Origin of the sequence: Kitasatospora sp. NPDC056651, assembly GCF_042792155.1 — a bacterium.
In the GTDB taxonomy this organism is placed as follows: Bacteria; Actinomycetota; Actinomycetes; order Streptomycetales; family Streptomycetaceae; genus Kitasatospora.
Window position 1 is genome coordinate 26,176 of sequence record NZ_JBHTWX010000050.1, and the last position, 16,685, is coordinate 42,860.

The window sequence follows — 16,685 nt, forward strand, 5'->3', positions numbered from 1 at the left end:
TTGCTGCTTATGGGGGGGAACGCCGGGGGGGGGGGGGGCGTTGGTGTTCTGGGGGGGGGGGCGGGGGCCCCCGGCCCCGCGACGGATGGTCTCGCCGTCGAGTCTCTCAGGCGTCGGTGCGCACCAGCCGCACGGCCGCCGCGACGAGGGCGAGGACCGTCCAGCCGAGGAAGACGACCAGGCCGGCCGTCGGCGAGAGCGTGGTCGAGTCGTGCTGCAGGGCGAACATCGCCTCGCCCGCGTGGCTGGGCAGGTAGGGGCTGATGTGGTTCTGCCAGGAGCTGGGCAGCAGCGACGTCAGACCGGGGACCAGCATCAGCGTGGCCACCAGCACCGCGATGCCGCCGGCCACCGAGCGCAGCAGCGCGCCGAGCGCCACGCCGATCACGCCGACCAGTGCCAGGTAGAGCCCGGCGCCCAGCAGGCCCCGCACCACCCCGGCGTCGGAGAGCGTCATCGCCGCGCGGGTGCCGGAGAGGACGCCGCTGTCGGCGACGAAGACGGCGAACACCCCGGCGGTGCCGAGCACCAGCGCGATCAGCCCGTACACGGCGGCCTTGGACCAGAGCACCGGCAGCCGGCGCGGCACGGCGGCCAGGGTGGAGCGGATCATGCCCGTCGAGTACTCCCCGGCGGCGACCAGCACACCGAGGACGCCGAGGGCCAGCTGGGCGAAGTTGGTGCCGAACAGCGACAGGCTCAGCGTGCTCGCGTTCGCGAAGTCCCGGTCCATCGGGCGGCCGGACGTCATCCGCGACTTGAACTGGTACGCGGCGATCAGGCCGAAGCCGACCAGGAAGAGCAGGGACAGCCCGAGGGTGATCCAGGTGGAGCGCAGGGACCACAGCTTCGCCCACTCGGAGCGCAGCACCCGCGCCGCCGTCACCTTGTAGGCGGGGCGTGCGGGGCGCAGCTCGGCGGACGCGGACGGCTGGCTCGGTGCGATGGTGCTCATGCCACGCTCCTCGGGGGTTCCGCGGCGGTGCCGACGGTGGTGGTGCCGTGGTACTCGACGGCGTCTCGGGTCAGGTCCATGAACGCCTCCTCCAGGGAGACCGTCCGGGGGGTGAGCTCGAAGAGGGCGATGCCCTGCTCGGCGGCCGTCAGGCCGATCTCGCGGGCCGTGCGCCCGGTGACCAGCAGCTCCTCCGAGCCGGCCCGGCCGGTGATCTCCACCCCGGGGCCGGTCAGCGCGGTGCGCAGCCGGGCCGGATCGGCGCTGACCACCTTGACCGCGTCGCCGCCGGCCTCGCGGACCAGGTCCTGCACGGTGGTGTCGGCCAGCAGCCGGCCGCGCCCGACGATGATCAGGTGGTCGGCGACCAGCGCCATCTCGCTCATCAGGTGCGAGGAGACGAAGACGGTACGGCCCTCGGCGGCCAGCGAGGTGAGCAGGTTGCGGATCCACAGGACGCCCTCGGGGTCGAGGCCGTTGACCGGCTCGTCCAGCATCACCGTGGCCGGATCCCCCAGCAGGGCGGAGGCGATGCCGAGCCGCTGGCCCATGCCGAGCGAGAACGCCCCGGCGCGCTTGCGGGCCACCGGGGACAGCCCCGTCAGCTCGATGACCTCCTCGACCCGGCGGCGGGGGATGCCGTGGGTGTGGGCCTGGGCCATCAGGTGGTTGAAGGCCGAGCGGCCCGGGTGGACGGACTTGGCCTCCAGCAGGGCGCCGACCTCCTGGAGCGGCGCCGCGTGCTCGGCGTAGCGGCGGCCGTTCACCCGCACCGACCCGCCGGTGGGCGCGTCCAGCCCGACGATCATCCGCATCGTGGTGGACTTTCCCGCGCCGTTCGGCCCGAGGAAGCCCGTCACCGTCCCCGGCCGGACCGTGAAGTCCAGCCGGTCCACGGCGGTCTTCTCCCCGTACCGCTTCGTCAGCTGGTGCGCCTCGATCATCGCTCACCCCAGTGCTCCGGGGCCGGTCCGTCCGGCCGCCGTCGACCTCCACGCTAAGTGCGGAGACGGCTCCGATCCGTGGTACCGGGGGCCGATCATCGACGTACGCGTAGTACCGCGGTACCACCCCGGCACCCCACCCCGGCAGGGCGGCGCACCGTCCGGCCGACAGGCGGCGGGGCCGGGGGCCGCCGATACTGGGGCCTGTCGTCGGCCCGCGGACGGGTCCGACGGCGGGCCGCAGGGCCGCGATCCCCGGGAGGAAGCATGGACTACGGTCTCGGCGTACGACTCGACCGGCCGTTCGCACAGGCGGTGGAGGCCGTCACCGCCGCGCTCAGGGAACAGGGCTTCGGCGTGCTGACCACCATCGACGTCCGGGCGACCCTGCGCGAGAAGATCGGCGTGGAGGTCGAGGACTACCTGATCCTCGGCGCCTGCAACCCGGCCCTCGCCCACCGCGCGCTCCAGGCCGACCGCCGCATCGGGCTGCTGCTGCCCTGCAACGTGGTGGTCCGGGCGGACGGCGACGGCACGGTGGTGGAGGCCGTCGACCCGCAGACCATGGTCACCCTGGCCGGCCCCGGGGGCGGGCTGGGCGAGGTGGCGGACGAGGCGGCACAGCGGCTGAACGCCGCCCTGAACGAGCTGCGTGGATGAGGAGGCGGCCATGACCGGACCCGTCGTCGTCGGATTCGACGGCTCACCCGAGAGCGTCACCGCCACCGAGTGGGCGGCGCGCGAGGCGCAGCGCCGCGACTGCCCGCTCGACCTCCTCCAGGCCTGGCCGTGGCCGCACCGGGACGTGGTCGGCAGCGAGGAGACGTACCGGCAGGCCCTGGACCGGCTGGAACTCCGGGCGGCGGAGTTGCGTGCCGCCGCCGGGGACGGCCCGGTCACTTCCGCGATCGTCCCGACCGATCCGGCCGAGGCGCTGGAGGCCGCCGGGAACACGGCCTCGCTGCTCGTCCTCGGCTCCCGCGGCCTGGGCCCGGTGCGCGGCTTCCTGGTCGGTTCGGTGAGCCAGGAGGTGCTGCGCCGGGCGAGCTGCCCGGTGGTGCTGGTCCGGGCGGAGCCGGCCGAGTCGGCGGGCCCGGTGCTGGTGGGCCTGGACCTGGCGCACTCCATGGACGACGTGCTGGCCTTCGCCTTCGACGCGGCGGTGCGGCGCCGGGCCCCGCTGCGGGTGGTGCACGTCTGGTCGCCGCCGGTCGGCAGCCAGTACACGGCGCTGGAGGCGATGGGCGGCCTGACGGGGGCGCTGTCCTCGGTGGAGCGCGCCCGCTTCGCCGAGCTGGTCGACCCCTGGCGGGAGCGCCACCCCGAGGTGGCGGTGACCGGCGACCTGGTCCGCGGCAGCGCCTCCGTCGCCCTGGTGGACGCGGCGGCCGACGCCCGGCTGCTCGTGGTCGGCCGCCGCGTCCGCCGGACCCTGCTCGGTGCCCACCTGGGGCCGGTCGCGCACGCCGCGGTCCACCACGTCCGCTGCCCGGTCGCGCTGGTCCCGCACGCCTGACCCCGGTCCGTACGGGGGCGTCCGGCCGCGCGCCCCGGCCGGGCGCGGGCGCGTTCGACGATCCCGCGATGAGCCGGACCGGCCGGGCGGACGGCCGGGAGGGACTCCCGGAGCCGCCCGTCCGGCCTGCCGGGCCGGTCGCTCAGCGGGTGCCGCGGCGGCGGGCGAAGCGGGTGAGCGCCGCGCCGGACAGCAGCGCGGCGGCACCGACGGCGCCCACCGCGGCGACCGCCTGGCCGTGGGAGCCGGTGGCCGCGAGCTCTGCCGGGGCCCCGCCACCACCGCCCCCGGGGGCACCACCACGGCCACGGCCGTCATCGGCGGCGCCGGCGGCCTCGCGGATCTGGCGGACGACGACATCGGGGTGGGACATCATCGACACGTGCGAGGAGTCGATCTCGACGGTGCGCGACTTGGCGCGACTGGCCTCGAAGCGCTCCAGGTCGGGGGCGATCGCCTTGTCCTGCCGGGAGACGACGAACCAGGACGGGATGTCGCGCCAGGCGGCGGCGGTGGCCTTCTCGGCGAACCCGGCCAGGGTGACCGGTCGCTGCTCGGCGGACATCAGCCGGGTCCGGGACTCGGGCAGGTCGCCGGCGAAGACGGAGCGGAACTTCTCGCCCTGGATGAACAGGTCGGTCCCGCTGCCGACGCGGTCCGTGAAGGGGATCTGGTTGAGCGCGGCGGCGAGGTCGCTGCCGGCGAACTTCGTCGACAGCTCGGCCGGGGACTCGCCCACGTCGGGCGCGAACGCCGACACGTAGACCAGGGCCTTCACGTTCGGGTTCCCGGCGGCGGCCTGGCTGATGACGGCTCCGCCGTAGGAGTGGCCGGCCAGCACGATCGGGCCCTTGATGCTCTTGAGCAGACTGGCCACGTCGGCGGCGTCACTGGCCAGACCGCGCAGTTCGTTCGGCGGGGCGAGGACGTCGTACCCGTCGTCCAGGAGGCTCGCGGCGACGTCGTTCCAACCGGAGGCGTCGGCGAAGGCTCCGTGGATCAGGACGACCGTCGGCTTCCCTCCTCCGCCCGGTCGCCCACCGGCCTCGGCGGCCGGCGCGGGTGCGGCCGTGACGGCGACCGCGCAGGCCGCGAGCGCCACGGTGACGGCGGAGGAGATCGAGCGGCGGGACAGCGATATGCCCATGGTTCCTGCCCTTCGGAGAGGTTGGGGGGCTGGAACCAGCCTGCTCACACACTCGCCGGGGCGGCACATCACCCTGTGCACGCGGGTGAATCCGCACCGCTGTTCGGGTTCCGGTGCGGCGCGACCGGGTTTGGCGGGTGACGGCGCCGGTCGCGGACCCGGGCGGAAACCGGCTCCCGACGGCGCGGAAGTGCCGCGCGAACGGGCGCCGGCCCGGAGGCCGGCCGGGCCGGGCCGTATCACGTCCGGCTGACGACCGTTAGCATGACGGGTATGGCGCTGATGGTTGGCGCCGGTTCGCACAGATTCCACAGCGGTTTCGAGGAGTTGACGATGAGTCGCGCTTTCCCTCTGTTCCGGACGACCGGTCCCGTCCCCGAGGAGGAGCGACGCACCATCCTCGCCGCGCCGGGCTTCGGCAAGCACTTCACCGACCACATGGCCTCGGCCACCTGGACGCCCGCCGAGGGCTGGCACGACCGCAAGGTCGGCGCGCTGGTGCCGTACTCGCTGCACCCGAGCGCGGCCGTGCTGCACTACGCCCAGGAGATCTTCGAGGGGCTGAAGGCGTACCGCCACGCCGACGGCAGCGTCTGGCTGTTCCGCCCGGAGTTCAACGCCCGCCGCTTCGCCCGCTCCGCCGAGCGGCTCGCCCTGCCGGTGCTGCCCGAGGAGGACTTCCTCGCCAGCGTCGAGGAGCTGGTCCGCGCGGACGAGGCGTGGGTGCCGGACGCGGCCGACGAGAAGAGCCTCTACCTGCGGCCGTTCATGTTCGCCGCGGAGGCCTTCCTCGGCGTCCGGCCCGCCGAGCAGATCGCCTACTCGGTCATCGCCAGCCCGGCCGGCCCGTACTTCGCCGGCGGCGTCACCGGCATCACCCTCTGGGTCAGCAGCAACTACACCCGCGCCGGGCGGGGCGGCACCGGCGCCGCCAAGTGCGGCGGCAACTACGCCTCCAGCCTGGCCGCGCAGCTGGAGTCCCGGAAGCACGGCTGCGACCAGGTGCTGTTCCTGGACGAGACCGGCGGCGAGGGCGACCTGGAGGAGTCCGGCACGATGAACCTGTGCCTGGTCACCTCGGACGGCGAGCTGGTCACCCCGGCGCTGGGCAACATCCTCGACGGGGTGACCAGGGACTCGATCCTGGCCCTCGCGGGCGAGTTCGGGCTGACCCCGGTGGAGCGTTCGGTCACCCTCTCCGAGCTGCGCTCCGGTGCCGCCGACGGCACCGTCACCGAGGTGTTCGCCGCCGGGACGGCCGCGGTGGTCACCCCGATCGTCGGGTTCAAGGGCGAGGGCTACGAGTTCACCATCGGCAACGGCACGCCCGGCAAGCAGACCATCGCGATCCGCGAGCACGTGCTGGACGTCCAGTACGGGCGCGCCGAGGACGTCCACGGCTGGATGCGCCGGGTCGTCTGATCCCCCCAGAGGGCGGCCCTCCCGGGCCGCCCTCCCCCGGGCCGGCGCAGATCCCCCCGGGCCGGCTCAGATCCCCTCGGGCACGACGACCTCGCGCTTGAGGATCTTCCCGGTCGCCCCCTTGGGCAGCGCGTCGACGGTCCAGACCAGCCGCGGGTACTTGTGCGGGGCCACCCGTTCCCGGACGAAGTCGCGGATCTCCTCCGGGGTGGCCGGGGCGCCGGGGCGCAGCACCACGGCGGCGGCGACCTCCTGACCGTGGGTGGGGTGGGGGACGCCGACCACCGTGGCCTCGGCCACGGCCGGGTGCTCGTACAGCACGTCCTCCACCTCCCTCGGGTAGACGTTGAAGCCGCCGCGGATGATGACGTCCTTGCGGCGGTCCACGATCCGGAAGTCGCCGCGCTCGTCCCGGGTGCCGAGGTCCCCGGTGTGCAGCCAGCCGTCCCGGACGGTCCGCGCGGTGGTGTCCGGCCGGCGCCAGTAGCCCTTCATCACGTTGTGGCCCCGGATCACCACCTCGCCGACGGTGCCGTCCGGGACCTCCCGGTCGGACTCGTCGACGATCCGCATCTCCACGCCCTCGATCGGGATGCCGATGGTGCCCGCGATCCGCTCCCGGTCGCTCCGGTTGACGCAGGCCAGCGGCGAGGACTCGGACAGCCCGTAGCCCTCCAGCACCGTGCAGCCGAACTCGGCCTCGAAGCCGCGCAGCACCTCCGGCGGTGTCGGCGCGCCGCCGCACAGGCCCACCCGCAGCGAGGAGACGTCGAACTCGGTGCGCCGCGGGTGGTTCAGCAGCAGGGTGTACATGGTCGGGACGCCGAGGAAGACGCTCACCCGGTCGCGCTGGACCATCGAGAGCGCGGCCAGCGGGTCGAAGCGCGGCACCAGGGTCAGGCAGGCCCCGACGGCCACCGCGCAGTTGAGGCCGATCACCTGGCCGAAGGAGTGGAACAGCGGCAGCCCGCCGAAGACCACGTCCCCCTCGCCCAGGGCCAGCACCCGCACGCCCGCCCGGACGTTGCGGACGAGGTTGCGGTGGGTCAGCTCGGCGCCCTTGGGCACCCCGGTGGTGCCGGAGGTGTAGAGGATGACCGCGGTGTCCGCTCCCCCGTGTGCCACGGCTCCCGGCAGGTCGGCCGACAGGTCGGCCGGCTGTTCGGCGAGCGTCGCGGCGAGGGCGCCCGGCTCGACGGCGACCAGCCTGGTCCCGGCGCGCCGGGCGCCCTCGGCCGCCTCCCCGGCACCGGCCTGCCGGGTGAGCAGCAGGGCGGCGTCGGCGTCGGCGAGGCAGTGTTCGATCTCCCGGGCCTTCAGCAGCGGGTTCATCGGGACGACCACCGCCCCGGCGCGCAGGATGCCGTAGTACAGCACCGCGAAGTCCGGCACGTTGGGCAGCAGGACGGCCACCCGGTCGCCGGGCGCGACGCCGAGCGCGGCCAGCCAGTGCGCGGCCCGGGCGCTGAGCGCGTCCAGCTCGGCGAAGGTCAGCACCTCCTCGTCGAGCCGGAGGGCGGGACGCTCCGGGCAGCGCGCGGCCGTCGCGGTCAGCAGGTCGGGGACGCCGTGCGGAAGGCCGGGGTCCGCGTCGGACGGGTCGGCAGGGGTGGGCATGCGGGCGCTCCTCGGGCGGCGGGTCGTTCCTCGGGGATCGTCGTTCCCCAGGCTGGTCGTTCCTCAGGCTGGTCGTTCCTCGGGGTGGTCGTTCCTCAGGGGCGGGTCCTCATCGTCATACGGTCGGACGGACGCCACCGTGCGGGGCGGCGCTGTCCTCGGCACCCGCCGCGGCGGCCAGCATCCACGGGGCGATCCGCTCCACCAGCCCCCGGTTGTGCCGGATCCAGCGGAAGTGGTCCAGCGGGCGGCCGTCCGTCAGCTCGGCGGTGTAGCTCCAGCGCTCCACCCGCGCCGCGGGCAGCTTGGCGCACAGGTGGTCGACGGCGCGCGGCGGCGCGAGCTCGTCGCCCTGGACGTCCACGGCCAGCACCGGCAGGTCGACCCGCGCCAGCGCCCGTTCGTAGTCGGTGACCGCGCCGCGCACCCGGTAGCGGCCGGTGCGCATCTGCCGGGCCCAGTCCCGCATCAGCCGGGGCGACTCGCGGCCGCCGAAGCCGAAGCGCTCGCCCGGCCAGTGGCCGAGCGCCGCCGAGGCGACGATCGAGAACTGGCTCAGCACCAGTCGCCGCAGGCCCGCCCGGGCCCCGAAGGTCCGGTACCAGGCCGATCCGCTGGCCACCAGCACCACCCCGGCGACCTCGGGCCGGTACACGCCGCAGTGCACCAGGGCCAGCTGCCCGCCCAGGCTGTGCCCGAGCAGCAGGCGCGGCGCGTGCGGGAACGCCCCGGCCACCGCGTCGAGCACGGCCCCGAAGTCGTGCTCCACCAGCTCGCGGAAGCCGAAGGCGACCCCACGCCCCGGCACCGGACGGCTCTCGCCGTGGCCGCGCAGGTCGCAGGTGGCCACACTGAGGCCCGCCGCGTGCAGCGCGCGGACCAGCGGGGTGTAGTGCCGGGCGGCCGTCCCCATCGCCGGCAGGACGACCACCACCGGGGCGGCGGGCTCCGGCCGGGCCAGCGCCCGCACGGTGAGGTGGGCGCCGTCCGGCGCGGCGATCTCGGCGATCACGGGGAACCGGGGGGTCTTCACGTCCGTGCCTCCCGGGTACCGGAACCGGCACCCGGCCGCCAGCCGATCACCCCGGCGCCCCAGGTGATGCCCGCGCCGAAGGCGGCCAGCCCGAGCAGCTTCGGGCCGTCCAGCAGGCCCTCCTCGCGGGCGTGGGTCAGGCCCAGCGGGATCGAGGCGGCCGAGGTGTTGGCGACCCGGTGGACGTTCAGGTAGAGCCGCTCCGGGGGCAGCCCCACCTCCTTGCCGACCGCCCGCACGATCCGGGCGTTGGCCTGGTGGGCGACGAACAGGTCGAGGTCCTCGCAGGTCAGACCGCGCCGGGTGAGCACCTCGCGGGTGGCGGCGGACATCTTCTCCACCGCGTGGTCGAACACCTCACGCCCGTCCATCCGCAGCTTGCGCTCCTGCCGGTCGGCGTAGAGCAGCGGGATGTGCTCGCCGTCGCTGCCGAGCGAGAAGCACGGGTCGGGCGCGCCGGGCACGTCGGCCACCACGGCGGCGCCGGCGCCGTCGGCGAGCAGCACCGCGGTGCCGCGGTCCTCGTGGTCGGTGATCCGGGTCAGCGCGTCGGCGCCGCAGACCAGCACCGCCTCGGCCCGGCCGGTCTCGATCAGCGCGGCGGCGTGGTCGAGGCCGTAGACGAACCCGGCGCACGCCGCGTGCAGGTCGAAGGCGGTGGCCTGGGGCATGCCGAGCCGGGCGGCGACCTCCACCGACACCCCGGGGGTGACCCGGTCGGGGGTGATGGTGGCGACCACGACGTGCCGGATGCTCGCGGCGGCGCGCCCGGAGCCGCGCAGCGCCTGCTCGGCGGCGGCCACCACGAGGTCGGCGAGCCGGCCGTCCGGTTCGAGGAAGCGGCGCTCCTCGATGCCGGTCCGTTTGACGATCCACTCCGGCGAGGCGCCGATCCGTTCGAAGTGCGCGTTGGGGACGACGCGTTCGGGCAGTGCGGCGCCCACGCCGACGATGGCGGCCGTCATGCCGCGCCTCCTTCCGCGAAGGCCGGACCGGTGCCCATCCGGACGGCGTGCATCCCGCCGTCGGCGTGCAGGATCTCCCCGCTGACGGTCACGGCGAGGTCGGAGAGCAGGAACAGCACCGGTCCGACGACCACGGCCGGGTCGGTGCGGTCCCAGCCGAGCGGGGCCTCGGCCTGCCAGCGGTCGGCGATCCGGTCGAAGGTGCTGATCGCCTGCCCGGCGACGGTCTCCACCGGGCCGGCCGCCACCAGGTTCACCCGGATGCCGGACGGGCCGAGGTACATCGCCAGGTATCGGCAGACGGCGCCGAGGGCGGCCTTGCTCACCCCCATCCAGTCGTAGCCGGCCCAGGCGCCGCTGGCGTCGAAGTCCAGGCCGACGACGCTGCCGCGCCGCCCGTCCGCGCCGAGCAGCGGGGCCAGGGCGGTGGCCAGCGAGTGCAGCGAGACGGCGGCGGTGTGCAGGGCGAGGCCGGCGGCCTCCGGCGGGGTGGTGAGGAAGTTGCCGCTCAGCGCCGTCTGCCGGGCGGCGGCGACGGCGTGCAGCACTCCGTCGACTGCGCCCCAGCGCTGCTCCAGCTCCTCGGCCAGCCGGGCGAAGTCCTCGGGCCGGGTGACGTCCAGCTCCAGCACCTCGGTCGGGCGGGGCAGGACGCCGGCCGCCTTCTCGGTGATCCGCCGGGCCCGGCCGAAGCCGGTGAGCAGGACCTCCGCGCCCGCTTCCTGGAGCGCCCTGGCGGTGTGCCAGGCGATGGAGTCCTGGTTGAGCACCCCGGTGATCAGATAGCGGCGTCCGTGGAAGCCGAGCATCACTCCTGGCCTTTCGTCGCGCCGGTGGTACCGGTCGTACCGGTCGCGCTGGTCGTACCGGCCCTCCTGGTCGTCCTGGTCGTCCCGGCCGCACTGGTCATCTCCGCCGTACTGGTCGTCCCGGCCGTCCCGGGTGCCTCGGCCGCCGCCAGCACCAGGGCCGCGTTGTGCCCGCCGAACCCGAAGGAGGTGGAGAGCCCGACCCGGCGGCCGCCGGGCAGCGCGGGGGCGGCGAGCGGGGTGGCCCGGCCGATCAGGTTGAGCGGGCCGAGCCTCTCGTCCGGCTCGCGCAGCCCCACGGTGGGCGGGGCGGTGGCGTGGCGCAGCGCCTGGAGGGTGGCGATGGCCTCCACCGCGCCGGCCGCGCCGAAGAGGTGGCCGGTGCAGGACTTGGTGGAGGACAGCGGGACCGTCTCCAGGGCCGGTCCGAGGGCCAGACGCAGCGCCTCGCACTCCGACCGGTCGTTGAGGACGGTGCCGGTGCCGTGCGCGTTGAGGTAGCCGAGGTCGGCGGGGGTGACGCCGGCCGCGTCGAGGGCGAGGGTGACGGCCCGGGCGGCGGGCGCGCCGGTCGGGTCGGGGGCGGTGAGGTGGTGGGCGTCGCAGGTTGCGCCGTAGCCGAGCACCTCGCCGAGCACGGTGGCGCCCCGGGCGGCGGCGCCGGCCGCGGTCTCCAGGACCAGGATTCCGGCGCCCTCACCGATCAGCAGGCCGTCCCGGTCACGGTCGAAGGGCACCGAGCGGCCGCTCTCGGAGAGGGCGCCGGCGGTCCGGAAGGCGGCCCGCACCAGGGGGGAGGTGGAGGCCTCGGCGCCGCCGACCACGACCGCGTCGGCGGCGCCGGCGGCGAGCAGCAGCAGGGCGGTGCCGATCGCCTGGGTGGCGCTGCTGCACGCCGAGGCGACGCAGATCGCCTCGCCGCGGAAGCCGTGGCGCTGGGCGATCTGCGAGGCCGCGGCGTTGGCCATCATGGCGGGCACCATGAGCGGGGAGACGAAGTCCCCGCCCTGGCCGCGCAGCACCTCGCCCTGGCTCTCGAAGCTCGCCGTCCCGCCGAGCGCGCAGCCCACCACGCAGGCGATCCGCTCGGCGGGGTGGGGCAGCGGGCCGTCCGTCCATCCCGCCTGGGTCAGGGCCTCCGCGGCGGCCACCAGCGCGAGCTGGGTGAAGCGGTCGGTGCGGCGGATCCGCTGGCGCGACAGGTGGTCGGCGGGCCGGAAGTCCCGGCACAGCCCGAGCCCGTCGGCGAGCCCGCTCTCGCCCGCGACCGCGCGCCGGTGCAGCTCGTCGGCTCCCACGCCGAGCGGGGTGACCGCGCCGAGGCCCGTGACGACGGCCCGGGGCCTCACTCCAGCCCGGCCTTGCGGCGGCACAGGTCGAGCACCTCGCCGACGGTGTACAGCCGGTCGAAGTCCTTCGGCTTCACCGGGATGCCGAGCTGCTTGCGGATGGACTGGCTGAGCTCGACCATGTCGAGCGAGTCGATCTCCAGTTCGTCCAGGGCGGCGTCGTCGACGATGGCCTCGCGTTCGACGCCGAGGTCGACCAGGGCGTCGATGACGAAGGTGTCGATGGCGGTGCGGTCCAGTGTCTCGGGCATGGCTCTCCTCGTCCGCGCGGGGCGGTGGTGGTGGGGCGGGGGCCGGGCGGACGGGCTCAGGCGGCGGGACCGGCCTTGCTGACGTGGTACGGCGCCCAGTGCCACTGCCGCCAGTAGCTCTCGGCGATGTCCAGCCACTGTTCCAGCCGGGCGGCGTCGTCCAGGAAGCGGTTGGCGCTGACCACCAGCCAGCTGTAGACGGCCTGGCTGTCCCGGCAGCCGCCGCAGTCGCCGGAGGTGCAGCAGAACTGGAGCGACTCGTAGTCCGCGCCCCAGACGTTGAAGCCGGGGATGACCGGGTTGCCGTTGGCGACCCGGTCCTCGTGCTCGGGGGCGTCGACGCTGAGGCTGGGGCAGACGTCGTAGCCGAACCGGCCGCCCCAGTGCGTCCGGCCGGTGACCAGGGTCCGGATGAAGTACGGGTGGCTCACCACCGCCTGCGGGTACAGCTCCTTGACCCGCTGCGCCTCGTCCAGCACCCGCTGCTCGTTGGCGATCTTCAGCGGGGTCTCGGTGCCGTGCTCGCTGTAGAAGTTGAAGGTGACGATGTTCCCGTTGTCGGCGATCTTCCGCACAGTGGGCTCGATGTGCTCGACCCCGGCCTCGGAGAGCGCGTAGATGAACAGCACCCGCGGGTCGTCCCGGTAGTGCGAGAGCGCCGTGTCGAACAGTCCGGTGAAGGTGGAGCCGTTGACCCGGATCGCCCGCAGGTCGTCGTCCAGCGGGCCGCCGCCGAAGATGCTGACCGCGATGGCGATCTTCTCGAAGCCCTGCTTGGGCATCGGGCGCAGGCCGTTGGTGGAGATGGTGATGTACGGCAGCTGCTCGACGAAGGCCTCCACCCGGCGCGGGACGAGGGTCGGCTCGCCGCCGATCAGGGTGGCCTGGTTGACGCCGTCGTCGGCCAGCTTGCGGGCGAAGGCCCGGATGCGGTCCAGGTCCGACAGCTCCTTGACGGCCGTGTCGAAGCCGCCCTCGAAGTACCAACAGCCCTTGCAGCGGATGTTGCAGGTGTTGGTGAGGTGGACCTCGCAGGAGCGGACCTCGCGCCCCAGCCGGCGCAGCCGGTGCAGGCGTTCGGCCAGGTCGGGCCGGTCGGCGATGAGTTCGGCGGTGCGCGCCTTCGCCTCCCGGCGGCTCAGCGGGCGCTGTTCGATGGTGACGGGTGTGGCCATGGCGGTGGGCTCCTCGGGAGTCGCGGGATCGGCGTGCTGCTGCTCCCGCTACTCCGGGAGGCGCAGACCGAGGTTGTTGATGCGCGGGGTGACCTTCTCCCGCCACAGGTCGCAGGCCTGGCCGTTGGTGGTCTGCCGCAGCCCGAAGCGGACGGCCAGCCGGGCGCGTTCGGAGCGCGGGCTGCCGAAGATCCGGACGAACGTCGGCCACAGCCGGTCCAGGGCCTGCTGGAGCTGCTCGCGGCCGTCGTCGGTGGCGGCGAGGTTGCGGCACACCCGGGCGCCGTGGGCGATGTGCACCTTCTCGTCGAGGATGATCGTGCGCACCGCGTCTGCCCAGGGCCGGTAGCTGCTCTGCGCGAATTCGGAGATCATCACCATCGCGGTCTCCTCCCCGATGTAGGAGAAGATGCCGCGTTCGGCCCAGGTGGTGCAGGTGTGGAACTCCTGGGCGCGGAACAGGTTCCGCTCGGCGAGGGTCTGCGCCTCCATGTAGGTGGTGTCGACGCCGATCTCGGCGAGCACCCGCTTGCCGATCTTGTAGTGGTCGTACTCCTCGGCGGCGCGCTCGGCGCAGACCTGCCGCTCCTCCGCGTCGGGGGCCAGCGGCAGGAAGACCTGTACGTAGTCGTCACCGCCGGAGAGCTCCCCCTCGGTGTTGACCACCATGCCGCGGATCGCGATCTCCCGGTACTCCTCCGGCATCGCGAGGAACTCGTCGGGAGTGCGGACCACCACCGCCTCGTCGGCCGGAACGGAAATTCCCATGGCACAACACCCCGTTTCTGAAAGAGGACGCCGAAGCAGGACAGGGGAAGGGTGAATGACCGGGGGCCGCTTTCACTGAGGCCCTCGGTGGCGACCACAGGAGAATGGGGCCACCCGTCGGCGGCCGGCGGAGATCCGCGCCGGCTCCGCTGAACTTCCTCGGAGCGTAGGGGCTGCATTTTGGGCCGAACAAGGTCCCTTACGAATCGTGCCGCGCGGATTCGGCCACCCGGGGCCACCGGAGGGTACGGTTCCGGCTCCGGCGACACCGGAATGACATGCGCAATTCCCCTGCCCGTAACGGATCTTGGCGGTTGACCACGGCGAACGAAGCTGGCCGGAAGCAGGCCTGGACCGCCCCGTCCGTACCGTCCGGCCGACGGATACCCTGAGGCCCATGACCACCGATGCGAACACGGCGGTCGCCACCGTCGACGTCCTGCTGGGCCCCGCTCAGCTCAATGACCTGATCGCCGACCAGTTCCCCGACTACGCCGCCTGCCGGGTGACCGAGGTGGACAGCCGGACCCTGACCATGGCGGTGGACGGCGACCGGCTGCGCACCCGCCCGGGCGGCACCGTGTCCGGCCCGGAGCAGGCCGGGCTGTGCGACCTGGCGGCGTTCCTCCTGATCAACGCCCGGCTCGGGCCCACCCTGATGGCGCTGACCAGCTCGCTGCAGATCAGCTTCCTGAACCGGCCGCGGCCGGGGGCGCTGCGGGTGCACGCCAGGACGGCCAAGTTCGGGCGCCGGCTGTGCGTGGTGCTGGCCGAGCTCCTGGACGCCGACGACGTCCTGGTCGCCAGCGCCACGCTGACCTACGCGATCCCGCCGGTCCGCCCCGAGACCGTCTGACCGCCCCCGTCCCGCTCCCCCGTCCCGCTCCGCCGCCCCACTCCCCCTCCCCCGCCTCGGCCCGGCCCCGGCGGCCGCGGCCGGGCCGGCTCGGCCGGAAAAATACCGGGCGGGGTATATTGGAAGGGTGGCCCCGCCCCTGGGGGCCTCGAGAACGGAGAACGACATGTGCCGACGAGTCACCTGCCGCACCTGCGGGAAGCCGACCTTTGCCGGGTGCGGGATGCACGTGGAGCAGGTCCTGGCCGGGGTGCGAACGTCCGACCGGTGCGACTGCGCCGAACAGGGCCGCACCGGCAAGGGCTGGTTCGGCCGGCTCTTCGGCCGCCGCTGACCCTGCCCCGCACCATCCGCCACTCCGGCCGTACACCGCCAACCGGCCAGGGTGGCGTGAAAGGTGATCTCAAGTCGGCCGCACGCACGATGTTTCGGACAGGAACTGTTCTCGGCATTGATCCACCACCCGGCCACCCCTAGGTTGCAGCGCAATGTCACACTGAGCTGCCGCAGGGCGGGCCCGGGGAGAAGACAATGCCGGACACCGCGTTGGAAACACCGAACCAGGCCACGGGCAAGCTGCCCCGGGTGTTCTACCGGCTGGCCGCCGGCGACGCCCTCTCCACCTACGGGAGCCAGCTCGACCTGGTCGCACTGAGCCTGTTCGCCTACGAGGCCGCCGGGAACGCGCTCGGCACCGCCGGGTACCTGGTCCTGCGACTGGGCGGCGGCCTGGCCGGCGGCCTGGTCGCCGGGCGTCTGGTGGCCCGGCTGGAACGGCGGCGGCTGATGACCGGCTGCGCGCTCGCCCAGGCGGTCGCGCTGGTCGTGGTGGCCCTCGCCCCGGCCTCGGCCCGCATTCCGGTGCTCTACCCGCTCGCCGTCATCCTCGGCGGCGCGGCCGCGGTGTGCGCCGTCGCACTGCGGACCAGCATCCCCGAGATGGTCGGCACCGAGCGCCGGGCCCACGCCAACAGCCTGATGGCGAGCTGCCGTTCGACCGCGATGGTGCTGGGCTTCGCGTCCGCCGGCGTGGTCGTCGCCTGGGCCGGCTTCCGGGCCGCGCTGCTCATCGACGCGGCCAGCTTCGTGCTGTTCGCGGCGCTGGTGCTCCGGTTGCCGCTGCCCACCCGGGCCGCGCCGACGGACGAAGCCGAGGCCGCGGCCCGGCCGGACGAGGCCGCCGCCGAGGCGGACGAGCCGGCCACGGAAGCGAAGAAGCCGCGCGGGAGCCGCTGGCAGGCCCTGGTCGTCCTGCGGGCCGCCCCGGTGGTGGGCGCCATGGCCGGGATCAGGCTGCTGGACGCCTTCGGCTCGGCCGCCCACAACATCAGCCTGCCCGTCTTCGCCAACCAGTCCTCCCCCGGGAACCCGGCCGCGCTGCTCGGCACCTTCTGGGCCACCTGGGCGATCGGCAACCTCGCCGCCCAGCAGCTGGTCTCCCGGTTCATGCTGCGACGGGGGATCGAGCCCGGCGAGCGCGGCTTCGCGCTGGGCACCTGCCTGATGTCCGCCTGCTTCATCCTGGTCTTCACCGGGCTCCCGACCCCGCTCTTCCTGCTGGTCGCGATCGGCGCCGGTCTCGGCGACGGCTTCACCGAGATCTCCTACACCACCCGGATCCAGGCCCTCGCCGACGAGCGGCGCGGCGAGGCCTTCGGCATCCTCGCCTCCGCCGAGAACGTCGGCATGGGCACCGGGATGCTGCTGAGCGGCTCACTGCTGGCCCTGCTCAGCCCGCTGACCGTGGTCGGCGTCTCGCACTCCGTCCCGATCGTGCTGGCCCTCGGCTTCCTGGTGCTGGTGTCCCGCACCCGGCGCCGCTGAGCGCCCCGCTCCGCACCGCGCTTCCTCACGCTTCTCCGCACCGCCGGCGCCCCC

17 protein-coding genes are annotated in these 16,685 nt (G+C 74.2%); 6 read left to right on the top strand and 11 right to left on the bottom strand.

Annotated elements, in window-relative coordinates; all coding sequences use genetic code 11:
* Positions 1-106 precede the first annotated feature (106 nt).
* Complete coding sequence (locus ACFRAR_RS20435; protein ID WP_380699529.1) at positions 107-955, bottom strand: ABC transporter permease; 849 nt, start codon at positions 953-955, stop codon at positions 107-109.
* Positions 952-1,899 (bottom strand): ABC transporter ATP-binding protein, encoded by a 948-nt coding sequence (locus ACFRAR_RS20440; protein ID WP_380699530.1) that lies wholly within the window; start codon positions 1,897-1,899, stop codon positions 952-954. Before ACFRAR_RS20440 ends, ACFRAR_RS20435 begins: the two co-directional genes overlap by 4 nt.
* Before the next feature lie 267 nt (positions 1,900-2,166).
* On the opposite strand from ACFRAR_RS20440, the gene ACFRAR_RS20445 reads away from it, so the two are divergent.
* Positions 2,167-2,559: a DUF302 domain-containing protein gene (locus tag ACFRAR_RS20445; protein ID WP_380699531.1), complete on the top strand. Its 393-nt coding sequence runs from the start codon at positions 2,167-2,169 to the stop codon at positions 2,557-2,559.
* A 10-nt stretch (positions 2,560-2,569) separates the two neighbouring features.
* Positions 2,570-3,415 carry a universal stress protein gene (locus ACFRAR_RS20450; RefSeq protein ID WP_380699532.1) on the top strand — a complete coding sequence of 282 codons (846 nt, stop codon included), beginning with the start codon at positions 2,570-2,572 and terminating at the stop codon, positions 3,413-3,415.
* 142 nt (positions 3,416-3,557) lie between these two features.
* Here the strand turns inward: ACFRAR_RS20450 and ACFRAR_RS20455 are convergent, their stop codons facing one another.
* Positions 3,558-4,562 carry an alpha/beta fold hydrolase gene (locus ACFRAR_RS20455; RefSeq protein ID WP_380699533.1) on the bottom strand — a complete coding sequence of 335 codons (1,005 nt, stop codon included), beginning with the start codon at positions 4,560-4,562 and terminating at the stop codon, positions 3,558-3,560.
* 333 nt (positions 4,563-4,895) lie between these two features.
* Here ACFRAR_RS20455 and ACFRAR_RS20460 point away from each other — a divergent pair, with 333 nt between their 5' ends.
* Positions 4,896-5,984 carry a branched-chain amino acid aminotransferase gene (locus ACFRAR_RS20460; protein ID WP_380699534.1) on the top strand — a complete coding sequence of 363 codons (1,089 nt, stop codon included), beginning with the start codon at positions 4,896-4,898 and terminating at the stop codon, positions 5,982-5,984.
* A 66-nt stretch (positions 5,985-6,050) separates the two neighbouring features.
* Here ACFRAR_RS20460 and ACFRAR_RS20465 read toward each other — a convergent pair whose 3' ends face one another.
* The 8 genes from ACFRAR_RS20465 to ACFRAR_RS20500 form a co-directional block, all read right to left on the bottom strand.
* Positions 6,051-7,601 carry a long-chain fatty acid--CoA ligase gene (locus ACFRAR_RS20465; protein ID WP_380699535.1) on the bottom strand — a complete coding sequence of 517 codons (1,551 nt, stop codon included), beginning with the start codon at positions 7,599-7,601 and terminating at the stop codon, positions 6,051-6,053.
* A 115-nt stretch (positions 7,602-7,716) separates the two neighbouring features.
* Positions 7,717-8,634, bottom strand: a complete 918-nt coding sequence (locus ACFRAR_RS20470) for an alpha/beta fold hydrolase (protein ID WP_380699536.1) — start codon at positions 8,632-8,634, stop codon at positions 7,717-7,719.
* A complete protein-coding gene (locus ACFRAR_RS20475; RefSeq protein WP_380699537.1) occupies positions 8,631-9,599 on the bottom strand; it encodes a beta-ketoacyl-ACP synthase 3 in 969 nt (322 codons plus the stop codon). Before ACFRAR_RS20475 ends, ACFRAR_RS20470 begins: the two co-directional genes overlap by 4 nt.
* Positions 9,596-10,408, bottom strand: coding sequence for an enoyl-ACP reductase FabI (gene fabI, locus ACFRAR_RS20480; RefSeq protein WP_380699538.1), 813 nt, complete (start codon positions 10,406-10,408; stop codon positions 9,596-9,598). Before fabI ends, ACFRAR_RS20475 begins: the two co-directional genes overlap by 4 nt.
* The gene (locus ACFRAR_RS20485; RefSeq protein ID WP_380699539.1) at positions 10,408-11,757 is read right to left on the bottom strand and encodes a beta-ketoacyl-[acyl-carrier-protein] synthase family protein; all 1,350 of its coding nucleotides are present in this window, start codon (positions 11,755-11,757) and stop codon (positions 10,408-10,410) included. Before ACFRAR_RS20485 ends, fabI begins: the two co-directional genes overlap by 1 nt.
* Positions 11,754-12,008 (bottom strand): acyl carrier protein, encoded by a 255-nt coding sequence (locus ACFRAR_RS20490; RefSeq protein WP_380699540.1) that lies wholly within the window; start codon positions 12,006-12,008, stop codon positions 11,754-11,756. Before ACFRAR_RS20490 ends, ACFRAR_RS20485 begins: the two co-directional genes overlap by 4 nt.
* Before the next feature lie 56 nt (positions 12,009-12,064).
* A complete protein-coding gene (locus ACFRAR_RS20495) occupies positions 12,065-13,183 on the bottom strand; it encodes a radical SAM protein (protein ID WP_380699541.1) in 1,119 nt (372 codons plus the stop codon).
* Between the two features lie 48 nt (positions 13,184-13,231).
* Complete coding sequence (locus ACFRAR_RS20500) at positions 13,232-13,951, bottom strand: Phenylacetic acid catabolic protein (RefSeq protein WP_380699542.1); 720 nt, start codon at positions 13,949-13,951, stop codon at positions 13,232-13,234.
* 397 nt (positions 13,952-14,348) lie between these two features.
* On the opposite strand from ACFRAR_RS20500, the gene ACFRAR_RS20505 reads away from it, so the two are divergent.
* The 3 genes from ACFRAR_RS20505 (at position 14,349) to ACFRAR_RS20515 (ending at position 16,631) form a co-directional block, all read left to right on the top strand.
* Positions 14,349-14,807, top strand: a complete 459-nt coding sequence (locus ACFRAR_RS20505; RefSeq protein ID WP_380699543.1) for a PaaI family thioesterase — start codon at positions 14,349-14,351, stop codon at positions 14,805-14,807.
* 166 nt (positions 14,808-14,973) lie between these two features.
* Positions 14,974-15,141: a hypothetical protein gene (locus ACFRAR_RS20510; protein ID WP_380699544.1), complete on the top strand. Its 168-nt coding sequence runs from the start codon at positions 14,974-14,976 to the stop codon at positions 15,139-15,141.
* 197 nt (positions 15,142-15,338) lie between these two features.
* Entirely contained in the window at positions 15,339-16,631 is a 1,293-nt protein-coding gene (locus ACFRAR_RS20515; RefSeq protein WP_380699545.1) for an MFS transporter, read from the top strand.
* Positions 16,632-16,685: the final 54 nt, after the last annotated feature.

What these genes read in the sequence shown, in the direction of transcription:
- ACFRAR_RS20435 (WP_380699529.1), bottom strand. Translation starts at nt 955, where the DNA reads ATGAGCACCATCGCACCGAGCCAGCCGTCCGCGTCCGCCGAGCTGCGC.
- ACFRAR_RS20440 (WP_380699530.1), bottom strand. Translation starts at nt 1,899, where the DNA reads ATGATCGAGGCGCACCAGCTGACGAAGCGGTACGGGGAGAAGACCGCC.
- ACFRAR_RS20445 (WP_380699531.1), top strand. Translation starts at nt 2,167, where the DNA reads ATGGACTACGGTCTCGGCGTACGACTCGACCGGCCGTTCGCACAGGCG.
- ACFRAR_RS20450 (WP_380699532.1), top strand. Translation starts at nt 2,570, where the DNA reads ATGACCGGACCCGTCGTCGTCGGATTCGACGGCTCACCCGAGAGCGTC.
- ACFRAR_RS20455 (WP_380699533.1), bottom strand. Translation starts at nt 4,562, where the DNA reads ATGGGCATATCGCTGTCCCGCCGCTCGATCTCCTCCGCCGTCACCGTG.
- ACFRAR_RS20460 (WP_380699534.1), top strand. Translation starts at nt 4,896, where the DNA reads ATGAGTCGCGCTTTCCCTCTGTTCCGGACGACCGGTCCCGTCCCCGAG.
- ACFRAR_RS20465 (WP_380699535.1), bottom strand. Translation starts at nt 7,601, where the DNA reads ATGCCCACCCCTGCCGACCCGTCCGACGCGGACCCCGGCCTTCCGCAC.
- ACFRAR_RS20475 (WP_380699537.1), bottom strand. Translation starts at nt 9,599, where the DNA reads ATGACGGCCGCCATCGTCGGCGTGGGCGCCGCACTGCCCGAACGCGTC.
- fabI (WP_380699538.1), bottom strand. Translation starts at nt 10,408, where the DNA reads ATGCTCGGCTTCCACGGACGCCGCTATCTGATCACCGGGGTGCTCAAC.
- ACFRAR_RS20490 (WP_380699540.1), bottom strand. Translation starts at nt 12,008, where the DNA reads ATGCCCGAGACACTGGACCGCACCGCCATCGACACCTTCGTCATCGAC.
- ACFRAR_RS20495 (WP_380699541.1), bottom strand. Translation starts at nt 13,183, where the DNA reads ATGGCCACACCCGTCACCATCGAACAGCGCCCGCTGAGCCGCCGGGAG.
- ACFRAR_RS20500 (WP_380699542.1), bottom strand. Translation starts at nt 13,951, where the DNA reads ATGGGAATTTCCGTTCCGGCCGACGAGGCGGTGGTGGTCCGCACTCCC.
- ACFRAR_RS20505 (WP_380699543.1), top strand. Translation starts at nt 14,349, where the DNA reads ATGACCACCGATGCGAACACGGCGGTCGCCACCGTCGACGTCCTGCTG.
- ACFRAR_RS20510 (WP_380699544.1), top strand. Translation starts at nt 14,974, where the DNA reads ATGTGCCGACGAGTCACCTGCCGCACCTGCGGGAAGCCGACCTTTGCC.
- ACFRAR_RS20515 (WP_380699545.1), top strand. Translation starts at nt 15,339, where the DNA reads ATGCCGGACACCGCGTTGGAAACACCGAACCAGGCCACGGGCAAGCTG.